The organism is Lonsdalea quercina subsp. quercina, from assembly GCF_000688655.1.
GTDB classification, from domain to species: Bacteria; Pseudomonadota; Gammaproteobacteria; order Enterobacterales; family Enterobacteriaceae; genus Lonsdalea; species Lonsdalea quercina.
The window spans coordinates 83,296-95,980 of the sequence record NZ_JIBO01000012.1 but is presented as its reverse complement, the minus strand read 5'-3'; the positions used below and the strand labels follow the sequence as shown (position 1 = coordinate 95,980).

Genomic DNA, 12,685 nt, shown 5'->3' with positions numbered 1-12,685 from the left:
GCAGCAAGCCCCCACAAGTAAAATAAACCGCCGCCGCCGCTTTATGGCGGCGGTTTGCTATATGAACTGCGCGAGATCGGCTTAAACGGTATAAGATAGTGGGTTACGATATTCTTTCGGAGCGATCCATGAGTAAGAAGAAGACTCCGCTGAAGCTGAGTACGTCCATCATCCTTATGGTGTCGGCGGTGATTGGTTCCGTACTACTGGTGGTGTATGCCCTACTGTTTTTCCGTATCAGCGAGCTGACGGAAAACCACCTTAGAGAGAAGGCCTTTGCCATCGCTCGCACCGTCGCTTATGCCCCCGTAGTGATCCATGAATTGAGCAATGTCGGCAACCCGGAAGAGGTGCAGCGCTTTTCGGAAGAAGTGAAATGGCGCAATCACTTACTGTTCGTCATCGTGACCGATATGAAAGGGATCCGCCATTCGCATCCCGAGTCCGACCAGATTGGCCGCCATTTCATCGGCAACGACCTCTACCCGGCTCTCATGGGCCTTGAGAATTCGGCGGTGAACCGTGGGGTGCTGGAACCTGCCCTGCGGGTATTTGTTCCGGTCTTCGACCAGAGCGGCAAACAGTTGGGCGTGGTCGCTGTGGGGATCTCGTTAACCAGCGTGCAGTCGCTGATCAATGAAAACCGCTGGATTATTCCTTGGACTATCCTTTTTGGAGCGCTGGTCGGATTGTTGGGCACGTATTTTCTGGTTAAAGCCCTGAAACGGATCATGCTTGGCTTCGAACCTTTCGAGATTTCAAATCTGTTCGAGCAGCGTAACGCCATGCTCAAGCAGATTAAGGAAGGCGTTATTGCGGTCGATACTGAATTACGCGTGACGATAGTCAATGATGAAGCTCAGCGCTTGTTCAGTCAGCACTCCGCCAGCAATGAGCTCACTATCGGCAGTACGATCAGTCGTTGGCCCGCCCTGATGAGTCTGGAAAAAGTCGTGAAATCCGGAAAACCACAGCGAGACGAAGAGATCAATTTCAACGGCAACCAGCTGCTGACCAACACGGTGCCGGTCGTGGTGAATGGAGAAACGATAGGCGCCATCGCCACGCTGCGGGATAAAACCGAGATTAGCCAGCTGGTACAGCGGTTGACCGGGATGTCGTATTACGCCGACGCGTTGCGCGCGCAGTCTCATGAATTCATGAACAAACTGCACGTCATTCTGGGTATGCTGCATTTGAAATATTACCCGCAGCTGGAAGAGTACATTCTCAAAACGGCGAATCATTATCAGGCGGAAATCGGCGCCATTATTCGTAAGATTAAATCTCCCGTGATAGCCGGATTTTTGCTTGGGAAGATTANCCGGGCGCGGGATTTAGGTATCAACCTGTCGATTAGCGAAGACAGTCTGCTGCCGGATACGGATGATGTGGAAGCGACGAACGAATTGATCACGGTTCTGGGGAACCTGATCGAGAATGCGCTAGACGCGATGAACGGCCTCGAAAACCGCGAGATCCGCGTCACGTTTCATCATAAAAAAGGACATCTGCACTGTATGGTCAGCGACGATGGCCCGGGTATACCGCTGGATATCCAGCAAAAGATTTACCAGGAAGGATTCTCGACCAAAGGCAGTGGACGCGGCATTGGCTTGTATTTGACTAAACAAAGTCTGGAAAAAATTGGCGGCACCATCGATCTTGACTCTGAACCCGAGGTGTATACCCAGTTTTTCGTGAATATTCCTTATAAAGCAAGGCAGATTGACCATGATTAATGTACTGATCGTTGACGACGATGCCATGGTGGCTGAGTTGAATAAGTGTTACCTGAATCAGGTTTCCGGATTCAACTGTTACGCTACTGTCTCCACGTTGCAGCAGGCCAGAAATCTGCTGATGCAGCCAGATTGCGAAATCGATCTGGTGCTGCTGGATATTTACATGCAGCAGGATAACGGCCTGGACTTGTTGCCGGCTATCCGCGAATTCAGCGAGCATACTGACGTGATCATCATCTCGTCAGCCAGCGACGTCTACACCATTAAAAAAGCCCTGCACTACGGTGTGGTGGACTATCTGATTAAACCTTTCCAGTTTGCTCGTTTTGAACAGGCGCTGACCGCTTACCGCGAAGAGGCAAACTTGCTTAAACACCGCGAATTCGTGGCGCAAACGGATATCGATAACTTGATTAGACGCACCAGCGGGAACCCTGTCGCCGAGCGTAAGAAGCTGCCAAAAGGGCTGACGAGCCTGACGCTGCGTACCGTATGTGAGTGGATTGAAGGTAATCAAGGCGCGGAGTTCTCTACCGAAATGCTGGCCAATGCAATTGGCATCTCGCGCGTTTCCTGTCGTAAGTACCTTATCTACCTGGCGGATACTGGCATTCTTGCCACCAATATCCTGTACGGTTCGACGGGGCGTCCGGTGTATCTCTACCGTCTGTTGCCTGAAAAGCAGGATGCATTGCGCCAATATTGCGAATAATCGTGATGAGGGTAAGCAGAGCATGCTCGCAGGGCGAATCATGGTGAGCCATTTGGTCTGACCTAGAACGGCCTCATCGACATAATGAAAACCCGCCACCTCTAAGAGGCGGCGGGTTTTTTATCGTTCTTCTTTCCCGACTTCTTCGAGAAAGTTTTTCCTGGAGCTGATTTTGACTAAACGAACAATCTCAGCAACAGCGTGGCGCCGATAACCGTAGACGCACCGCCAATACGCGTTGCGATTTGCGCGAACGGCATCAGCGACATGCGGTTAGAGGCGGAAAGGATGGCGACGTCGCCGGTGCCGCCGAGACCGCTGTGACAGGTCGTGACGATAGATGACTCAATAGGATACATATTGAGATACGGCGCGATGAAGAAGCTGACCAGCGCCATCGAGATCACCACAGAACCACATACCAGTACGTAACCGACAGAGAAGACCGCGACAACGCTTTCCAACGGGACATACAGCATGCCTAGCCCAATCATCAGCGGCCATACCAGAGAGCTGGAAACGAATTTGTAAAAGCTGCTGGCTCCGGTTTCCATGCTGGAAGGGATGACGCGAGCGTATTTACAGATGACGGCGATCAGGATCATCAGAACAGGGCCGGGGATGTGTACGATTTTCTCCGCCAGACCGCCAACGATGAAGAAGGCGCAGATAAGCAGCAGTCCGCCGCCCATCAGCGTGAAGTCCACCGGTTTTGGCGCTTCCTTCACATTGAAGATCTCATTATCTTTATCGCTGCGGATCAGTCGGCCTTGGCCGTTGAGATCTTTGCGGGCCATACCCAGTCGCGCCAGCATACCGGCGCAGATGATAGCGAAAATGTTGCCTACGACGGCAGCAGGCGCCAACTGGGCCACATAGACGTCGGGAGACTGGCCCAAAATGGCGGAGTAGGCCAGGGAAAGCGGCAGAATGCCTTCGCCGATACCGCCGCCGATGATGGGAACGATGATGAAGAAGAAGGTGTGGTAGAAGCTATAACCGCACAATTTACCCACCAGCAGGCCGGTAGACACGGCAGTGACAGTACCGATCACCAGCGGAACGAACATACGCACCATGCCCTGAATCAGAATGATACGGTTCATGCCGAGAATACTGCCCACCACCAAACTGGCGATGACGAAATAGAGGAAGTTGGCCTCTTTCATCAGCAGGGTCACGGTATCCAGCGTGGTGTCATTAAAGAACTCGTAATAGACCAATACCGACGGCACGATCAGGCACAGAATTGCTGGCCCACCAATCTCTTTCAACACCGGAATATTGCGGCCAATGTGCGCCAATAAAAATCCCATCGACATGATAACGGCGAANCCGCCGATCATATTTCTGGGCAAAACACCGGTATAGGCGGCGACAAAAACAATGGCGGAAATGACGATAAAGAGAACTAAAGGAACGGAGCCAATCGTGGTTTTATTCAAACTACTCATAAAGCCAGGAGGCGGAGTATTCACGAGGGTATCCTCATGGAGGATATCAGCATCAATTTTTTTCATTATATTCACCTTGTTGTGGTGGTAGGGCATACAAAGAGCAATGGGAACATGTAAGATTTTAAATAATGAATCGTTATTTTATTTTTGCTCACACGCGTAATGTGAATGGGTATGGTATTTCGGGTACGGCCATTGAATATCAGGCAATTTATCATGGCTTATTGTTAAAAATAATAGCCATTAATTGAGTGCGTGATGTAATTGTGAACTGAACGGCACTTCCATTTTAAATAATTTAATTCTTAGTTTTGTAATTAAAATTAACTTAGGGGTAGGGGATAGCGTTATTGAAGCGGGGAATTTGTTTTCTATCTTGATATAATCGCATGATAAAAATAACCAGCGGTGCCTGCATATTAAAATTTTAAAACTAATGTAACTCTCTCGGGGAAAATATGAGATCACACTAGTAATTATTAATATCTCAGTTTTTTATATTTTCAGTGGTTTGTCTACGGGATCACATAATTACCCTCATTTCAGCCAACTTCTTCGTTTTTATTTCCTTTAATTTTGTGACGTTAGTCATGCCGCACCGTTTATTTTCGTGGATGAACGCTGCCTTTAGGCGGCCGCGCCGGGTGAAGCGGGAACGCTGTCTCTGTTGAGGCGATAGTTCTTGTCACCACTTTTTTCTCCTTACGCATATAGTCATATTAGGCCTTATGAAATGAAANCCTGCTAATCACAACGCTTCCGATTTTGTGACCTAAATATCATTCACACAGGAAGATGCCGGAAAAGTGATGCCTAAAATTAGAAGGGTAAGATGAAATTCATATGGTTATTTTTTGCTTTTAAATTACTTCGTTTGGACTTTTGTGTAATTTTAGTCTTAATTTTTTATGTATATCGGATTTTTAGTCTGAATTGAGGATGTTTTTTCTTTTTTTAGTTCGTTCAGCCGCTCTTGGTGGCTTTGTAAATCCATATTGAGTGTATTGACCTGAATGTGAACAGTTGACAAATTGATGACACGACAGGAAAAAGCTTCGTCCATGTGTGGGTATATCCCTTTATTTATTGGGCAGCAGGAAACATCACACGGTTTATTATCCTGGTTACTGATGCCTGTCGCGCTAACGCTGCGGTATGCGGGCCATGAAATAAATATTCCGGTCCGCCTGCTAACACACAACATCCACACTATGAGGCATACGTAAATGGCTAAATCCATGAGGGCATCAAGGATGCTAAGGCTTGGCCTTGGACTGCTGGCGTTCTCGGTTGCAGCAGGCGTGCAGGCGAAAACGTTAGTGTATTGCTTGGAANGCTCTCCGGAAGGTTTCAATCCGCAGTTGTATACGTCGGGCACGACGTTTGATGCCAGTTCGTCCCCTATCTATAACCGCCTGATCGAATTTAAAAGTGGGACAACGGAGATCGAACCTGGTCTGGCGGAAAAGTGGGACATCAGCGATGACGGCAAAACGTACACCTTTCATCTGCGCACCGACGTGAAGTGGCAAAACAGTAAAGATTTCAAGCCGACGCGCGGCTTTAATGCCGACGACGTGCTGTTCTCATTCCAGCGTCAGCTGGATGTGAATCACCCGTATCACAAAGTCTCAGGCGGCAGCTATGAGTACTTTGAAGGCATGGGGATGCGAGATCTGATCGTGAAGGTGGAAAAAGTTGACGACCACACGGTGCGTTTCCATCTGACCCGCGCCGAGGCGCCCTTTGCCGCCGATCTGGCGATGGATTTCGCCTCCATTTTATCCGCTGAATATGCCGATGCGATGATGAAGGCCGGAACGCCTGAAAAAGTCGATCTGAATCCGCTGGGCACCGGTCCGTTCCAGCTGCTGCAATATCAGAAAGATTCCCGCATTTTGTATAAGGCGTTCGACGGCTTCTGGGGTCAGAAACCGGGCATCGATCGCCTGGTCTTCTCTATCACGCCGGACGCCTCTGTGCGTTACGCTAAGCTACAGAAAAACGAATGCCAGATCATGCCTTATCCCAACCCTGCGGATTTGGCCAGCATGAGGAAGGATAACAACCTGATTCTGCTGGAAAAACCTGGAATGAACGTCGGCTATCTCTCGTATAACGTGGAGAAAAAGCCGCTGGATAACCTTAAAGTGCGGCAGGCGCTGAACTATGCCGTCAACAAACAGGCCATTATCGACGCCGTCTATCAGGGCGCCGGGCAGGTGGCCAAAAACCTGATCCCGCCTACCATGTGGAGTTACAACGATGCGGTGCAGGATTACGCCTATGATCCGCAAAAGGCGAAGGCGCTCTTACAGGAAGCCGGGTTAGGGGAAGGTTTTACTATCGACCTGTGGGCCATGCCGGTTCAGCGACCGTATAATCCGAATGCGCGCCGTATGGCGGAGATGATTCAGGCAGACTGGGCCAAAATCGGCGTGAACGCCAAGATTGTGACCTACGAATGGGGCGAGTATTTAAAACGTTCCAAAGACGGGGAGCATCAGACCGTCCTGTTTGGATGGACCGGCGATAATGGGGACCCGGATAACTTCTTCGCGACGCTGTTTAGCTGCGATGCCGCTCGCAAGGGCTCNAACTATTCCCGGTGGTGCTACCAGCCATACGAGGATGTCATTCAGCCGGCTCGGGCCATCTCCGATCAGGCTAAGCGCATCGAGCTGTACAAGCAGGCGCAGGTCATCATGCACGATCAGGCTCCGGCTCTCATCATCGCTCACTCGACGGTGTACGAACCCATTCGCAGCAACGTGAAGGGCTACGTCATCGAGCCGCGCGGCGTGCATAACTTCAATCATGTATCCCTGGATTAATCACTGACCACGACGCGGATGTCGCCGCGCGCTTGCGCGCGCGGCCCGAACCGATCCGCCGATGGGTCGGTCATCTATTGAGAGTGCGGATATGTTTCAGTTCATACTCCGGCGTTTAGGGCTGGTTATCCCAACGTTTATCGGTATTACCCTACTGACCTTTGCTTTTGTGCACCTGATCCCCGGCGATCCTGTCATGATCATGGCTGGCGAGCGGGGGATCACCCCCGAACGNCACGCTCAGCTGATGATGGAAATGGGGCTGGATAAGCCGATGTGGCAACAGTATATCCACTACATCAACGGCGTTCTGCACGGTGATTTAGGCACCTCGCTCAAAAGCCGTACTTCGGTATGGGAAGAGTTCGTTCCGCGCTTCAAAGCCACATTGGAACTTGGCGTATGCGCCATGATTTTCGCCATCGCGGTGGGGATTCCGGTGGGCGTGTTGGCGGCAGTCAAGCGCGACTCCTTCTTCGATCATGCGGCGGTGAGCGTAGCCTTGACGGGGTATTCCATGCCGATCTTTTGGTGGGGAATGATGCTGATCATGCTGGTTTCCGTTCATCTCAATCTGACGCCGGTGTCCGGCCGGGTGGGGGATACCCTGTTTCTGGATGAGTCGCTGCCGCTGACTGGCTTCATGCTCATCGATACCTTTATCTGGGGGGAACAGGGCGACTTCGTCGATGCGGTGATGCATATCATTTTGCCCGCCATCGTGCTTGGCACCATTCCTCTGGCGGTCATCGTGCGTATGACCCGTTCTTCCATGCTGGAAGTGCTGGGCGAAGATTATATCCGCACGGCGCGCGCCAAAGGGTTAAGCCGCCAGCGCGTCGTTGTGGTGCATGCGCTGCGTAATGCCATGCTGCCGGTGGTCACGGTGATTGGGCTCCAGGTTGGCACTTTGCTGGCAGGCGCTATTCTGACGGAGACCATTTTCTCCTGGCCGGGGTTGGGACGCTGGCTGATGGATGCCTTGCAACGCCGTGATTATCCGGTCGTGCAGGGCGGCGTCCTGTTGGTGGCGTCGCTGATCATTCTGGTCAATGTACTGGTGGACCTGCTGTACGGCGTGGTGAATCCGCGCATCCGGCATGGCAAATAGGAGGCCGCAATGACGCAACTGACTCAACACGTGACGAATTCGGCGCCGCTGCCGTTGACGCCGCTGCAGGCGTTCTGGCACGACTTCCGTCGCAATAAAGGTGCCGTCGTGGGGCTGGTCTACATCATGATCATGCTGTCGATCGCGATCGGGGCGGGCATTTTGGCCCCGCATTCGCCGTCCGAACAGTTTCGTGACGCGTTGCTGGCGCCGCCGGTGTGGCAGGATGGCGGCAGCTGGAAATTTCTTCTCGGCACGGACGATGTGGGGCGCGATATGTTGTCCCGCCTGATGTACGGCGCGCGCCTGTCGCTGCTGGTCGGGTGCCTGGTTGTGACGATCTCCTTACTGCTCGGAACCGTATTGGGGTTGATCTCCGGCTACTTCGGCGGTCTGGTGGATGCCGCCATCATGCGGCTGGTGGACATCATGCTGGCGTTGCCGAGCCTGCTGTTGGCGCTGGTGCTGGTCGCGATTTTCGGCCCGTCGATCGTGAATGCGGCTATTGCGCTGGTATTCGTCTCGCTGCCGCACTACGTACGCCTGACGCGCGCCGCGGTGCTGCTGGAGGCCAACCGCGACTACGTCACCGCTTCCCGCGTCGCGGGCGCAGGCGCCATGCGGCAGATGTTCATCAACATCTTTCCCAACTGTCTGGCTCCGCTGATTGTTCAGGCATCCATGGGGTTCTCCAATGCAATTCTGGATATGGCGGCGCTGGGGTTCCTGGGAATGGGCGCGCAGCCGCCCACACCCGAATGGGGGACCATGCTGTCGGACGTGCTGCAATATGCGCAAAGCGCGTGGTGGGTCGTGACTTTTCCGGGGCTGCTGATTCTGTTGACGGTGCTGGCATTCAATTTGGTGGGGGACGGCTTGCGCGATGCTCTCGACCCCAAACTCAAGCAGTCGTAGAGGAAGAGCGATGGCCTTACTAAACGTAGAACATCTGTCCGTCAGTTTCGGCGAGGGCGAGCAGCCGTTCAAGGCTGTCGACCGTGTCAGTTATCAGGTAGAACGCGGTCAGGNCGTGGGGATTGTCGGAGAATCCGGCTCCGGCAAATCGGTCAGTTCGCTGGCAATTATGGGATTGATTGATGCCGGTCAGGTCGCGGCCGACAGTCTGGCGTTCGACGGTCGTGATTTGATCGCCATGCCGGAGAAAGCGCGCCGTCAGCTAGTCGGCGCGGAGATCGCGATGATCTTTCAGGACCCGATGACCAGCCTCAACCCCTGCTACACCGTAGGATTTCAGATTATGGAAGCCATCAAGGTGCATCAGGGCGGCAACCGTCGGACCCGACGCCAGCGAGCCATCGACCTGCTGACGATGGTCGGCATACCGGATCCGGCCTCGCGGCTGGAGGTTTATCCTCATCAGCTGTCGGGGGGCATGAGCCAGCGGGTGATGATTGCAATGGCGATAGCTTGTCGTCCGCAGCTGCTGATCGCCGATGAGCCGACCACCGCCCTGGATGTCACGATTCAGGCGCAAATTATTGATCTGCTGTTGACGCTTCAGCAGCAGGAAAATATGGCGCTGATACTGATCACCCACGATCTGGCGCTGGTCGCCGAAGCCGCGCATCAGATCATCGTCATGTATGCCGGGCAGGTCGTGGAGTCGGGGCTTGCCGGCGAGATTTTCAACGCGCCGCGTCATCCTTACACACAGGCGCTGCTGCGGGCTTTGCCGGAGTTTGCAACGGATAAATCGCGGCTGGCCTCGCTGCCGGGCGTCGTCCCCGGCAAGTACGACCGACCCTTGGGTTGCCTACTGAATCCGCGCTGCCCGTATGTCACCGACCACTGCCGCCAGCAGGAGCCGAGGCTGCAACCCTGGGGCGATCGCCGGGTGAAATGCCATACGCCGCTGGATGATTCGGGGAGGCCCAGTTGATGAGTCACGATAAAGACGTGCGTCGGGACGTGCTGTTGGAAGCGCGTGCGTTGAAAAAATACTACCCGGTGAAGTCTGGGATATTTCAGCCTCAGCGCGTGGTGAAAGCGCTGGATGGTGTCTCGTTTACGCTGGAAAGGGGTAAAACGCTGGCTGTGGTCGGCGAATCCGGCTGTGGTAAATCGACGCTGGGGCGCCTGCTGACGCTGATTGAAACTCCATCCCACGGCGAACTGTATTATCAGGGACAGGATCTGCTGAAGGCGGACCCCGCGGCTGAAAAGTTACGGCGGCAGAAAATTCAGATCGTGTTTCAAAATCCGTACGCGTCGCTGAATCCCCGCAAGAAAATTGGCCAGATTCTGGAAGAACCACTGGTGATCAACACGGCGTTGAGTCGAACCGAACGGCGGGAAAAGGCGCTGGCGATGATGGCGAAGGTTGGCTTGAGAGCGGAATACTACGACCGTTATCCGCACATGTTTTCCGGCGGGCAACGTCAGCGCATCGCCATTGCCCGCGGATTGATGCTGGACCCGGACGTGCTGATCGCGGACGAACCTGTTTCGGCTCTGGATGTGTCCGTCAGGGCGCAGGTCCTGAATTTGATGATGGACTTGCAGCAGGAGCTGGGCCTGTCTTACGTGTTCATCTCCCACGATCTCTCGGTGGTCGAGCATATCGCCGATGAAGTGATGGTGATGTATCTGGGCCGCTGCGTCGAACAGGGCAGCAAAGCGGCGATTTTCGACCGTCCACGCCATCCATACACTCAGGCGCTGCTCTCCGCGACGCCCCGCCTGAGTCCCGATTTGCGCCGCGAGCGCATCAAGCTGAGCGGAGAACTGCCCAGCCCGCTCAATCCGCCGCCGGGATGCGCGTTCAACACCCGATGCCGACGACGGTTTGATGTCTGTGTGGCACGGCAGCCTCAGCTTATCGCCTACGGCGAACGGAAGGTGGCCTGCTTTGCAGTGGATGAAGAAGAAGCGCAGCCCCAGCCCGTATCGCCATAAGAACCGGTTCTACAAGTCCGTCAGACGATAAGTCAGGCGTCTGGCGGGTTTACTGCTACTGCGCTTCAATGCCGCCGACACGGACAGGCGCGCCCGCTCATCCCTGCAAACAGACTTATCCGCTTTATTGTCAAAGGGAAAGAAGAACCAACGACATAACGTGCTGGTTTTCCGGTTGGAAAAAGAAAAGGTTATGAATACTTTATCGTATTGGAAAGTCTTATTTTCCGCGACGACAACGCCCGTTACCTGGTAATTAAATATTACGTTTTTTATTATAAAACGCCCAATTATAAACACTTGGCAAGAGTGCGAACTATTTTTCACTGCGCGGGTTTTGGTGGAGAAAAGAACAGATAAAAGAGACGCATCATTTTAATCATTATATTTTCACAACTGGCGCCAATCTATTTTGTAATAATAGGTGAGGATATTTTGATTAAGTGTTCTCTCATTAATGGTATATTAGCCGCCATTCATGTAGAGATTTGGGAGGCTTATGAAAAGCTATGACGATCTGAAGCATTTCAAAGAAAAGACCCAGTCGGAAGACATTAATTTCAAGGAAATGTTGGGGCGTTCTTTGCATGATGAAGGTTCTCGCTGGGCCATTGTGAAGCAAGTGATTAATGAAGATAAAGGCGGTGCCGAATCTTCATTAGACGATGGCATGCCGCCCTCTCTGAAGCCTGTCGCGAAACATGTATTTGCGGGGCCGGCTTCCGCCGTCAAGCCTGCCAGGTTGGACGATTTCCATACCCGCCCGCGCAACGGCGCCGCCTCAGGCCAGCGATCGCTCCTGAATGCGGTGACCGCCGCGTCCATGCCTTTGCAGGCGGCCGATCCTACGAGGTCATCGCCGTCGCCGGAGATTGGTTCATCTGCCCTTGCGTCCCGCCCGGAATCGACCGCTGCGGTCAGCACGGCGCCGCTCGGGTCCGAGCGTTATAAGCAAATGTTCAGCACGCGTGGTCGGCAAACCGCACAAGCGCCGAATAAAGACACACTGTTGAAACCGCTATTGGAGAAAATTGCCTCATGCCGTTAGTCTGTCTCTGTTCTCCGAAAGGCGGAGTTGGAAAAACCACGATGGTGGCCAATCTGGCCTATGCCTTGGCGCGCGGCGGCAGCAAAGTGCTGGCGATAGATTTTGATGTCCAGAATGCGCTGCGCCTGNATTTCGGCATTCCGCTATCCGATGAGCGAGGCTTCGTGTCGGCCGCAGTCGATTCCCCTGACTGGAGCCAGTCCATCCTGACGGCAGGCGGCAATATTTTCGTGTTGCCCTACGGCGGCGTGACGGAAACGCAGCGTGAGGACTTCGATCGGCGCCTGGCGGACCCCGCATTTTTGGCGCGTGGACTCAGCGCCATGCTGAACTACCCCGGCCTTGTTATCCTGGCAGACTTTCCTCCCGGCCCCAGCCCCGCCTTGAAAGCAATGACCGAGCTGGCCGACCTGCATCTGGTCGTCATGCAAGCCGATACCGCCTCGCTGTCTCTCCTTTCGTCGGTCGAAGAAAAGCGATTCACTGGCGGGCCGTTGAACTATAAACAGGGGTATTACTGGCTGCTGAATCAGACGGATACGCGACGTGCGATCAGCCGGGATGTGGCGGCGTACATGCAGGAAAACAAAGGCGACAGATTAATTGGCTGCGTACATCGCGATGAAAGCGTCGTCGAAGCTAACGCCTCACAGCGCTCCATTTTCGATTTTAGTCCGGCTTCGGCGGCAGCGTTTGATATTGAATTAATCAGCAAACGTATTTCGGCGATGTTGGATATTAAAGTGGGTAATGGCGAAGTCTATAAGACATTCGTGCCTGCCTCTTATTAACAGGCAGGCCGTTTATAATAATTCCGCGTCAATCACTATAGGATATTTCCTCTTTTTGCATTGACCCGCTC

10 protein-coding genes are annotated in these 12,685 nt (G+C 53.3%); 9 read left to right on the top strand and 1 reads right to left on the bottom strand.

Annotation, left to right across the window (positions count from 1 at the left end; genetic code table 11):
- The first annotated feature begins 128 nt into the window (after positions 1–128).
- Entirely contained in the window at positions 129–1,742 is a 1,614-nt protein-coding gene (locus RZ35_RS12715) for a sensor histidine kinase (RefSeq protein WP_026743657.1), read from the top strand.
- A complete protein-coding gene (gene dcuR, locus RZ35_RS12710; protein WP_026740825.1) occupies positions 1,735–2,457 on the top strand; it encodes a two-component system response regulator DcuR in 723 nt (240 codons plus the stop codon). Before RZ35_RS12715 ends, dcuR begins: the two co-directional genes overlap by 8 nt.
- 176 nt (positions 2,458–2,633) lie before the next feature.
- Here the strand turns inward: dcuR and RZ35_RS12705 are convergent, their stop codons facing one another.
- Entirely contained in the window at positions 2,634–3,977 is a 1,344-nt protein-coding gene (locus RZ35_RS12705; RefSeq protein WP_026743656.1) for a 2-hydroxycarboxylate transporter family protein, read from the bottom strand.
- A 1,163-nt stretch (positions 3,978–5,140) separates the two neighbouring features.
- Between RZ35_RS12705 and dppA the strand changes: the two genes are divergently transcribed.
- The 7 genes from dppA (at position 5,141) to bcsQ (ending at position 12,614) form a co-directional block, all read left to right on the top strand.
- Complete coding sequence (dppA, locus tag RZ35_RS12700; RefSeq protein WP_026743655.1) at positions 5,141–6,748, top strand: dipeptide ABC transporter periplasmic-binding protein DppA; 1,608 nt, start codon at positions 5,141–5,143, stop codon at positions 6,746–6,748.
- Positions 6,749–6,839: 91 nt separating this feature from the next.
- A complete protein-coding gene (dppB, locus tag RZ35_RS12695; RefSeq protein WP_026743654.1) occupies positions 6,840–7,859 on the top strand; it encodes a dipeptide ABC transporter permease DppB in 1,020 nt (339 codons plus the stop codon).
- A 9-nt stretch (positions 7,860–7,868) separates the two neighbouring features.
- Positions 7,869–8,774, top strand: a complete 906-nt coding sequence (gene dppC, locus RZ35_RS12690; protein WP_026743653.1) for a dipeptide ABC transporter permease DppC — start codon at positions 7,869–7,871, stop codon at positions 8,772–8,774.
- A 10-nt stretch (positions 8,775–8,784) separates the two neighbouring features.
- Positions 8,785–9,759, top strand: a complete 975-nt coding sequence (gene dppD, locus RZ35_RS12685; RefSeq protein ID WP_026743652.1) for a dipeptide ABC transporter ATP-binding protein — start codon at positions 8,785–8,787, stop codon at positions 9,757–9,759.
- Positions 9,759–10,775: a dipeptide ABC transporter ATP-binding subunit DppF gene (dppF, locus tag RZ35_RS12680; RefSeq protein ID WP_026743651.1), complete on the top strand. Its 1,017-nt coding sequence runs from the start codon at positions 9,759–9,761 to the stop codon at positions 10,773–10,775. The genes dppD and dppF overlap by 1 nt, the downstream gene beginning before the upstream one ends.
- 499 nt (positions 10,776–11,274) lie before the next feature.
- Entirely contained in the window at positions 11,275–11,823 is a 549-nt protein-coding gene (bcsO, locus tag RZ35_RS12675; protein WP_026743650.1) for a cellulose biosynthesis protein BcsO, read from the top strand.
- Positions 11,814–12,614, top strand: coding sequence for a cellulose biosynthesis protein BcsQ (gene bcsQ / locus RZ35_RS12670; RefSeq protein WP_026743649.1), 801 nt, complete (start codon positions 11,814–11,816; stop codon positions 12,612–12,614). The genes bcsO and bcsQ overlap by 10 nt, the downstream gene beginning before the upstream one ends.
- Positions 12,615–12,685 lie beyond the last annotated feature (71 nt).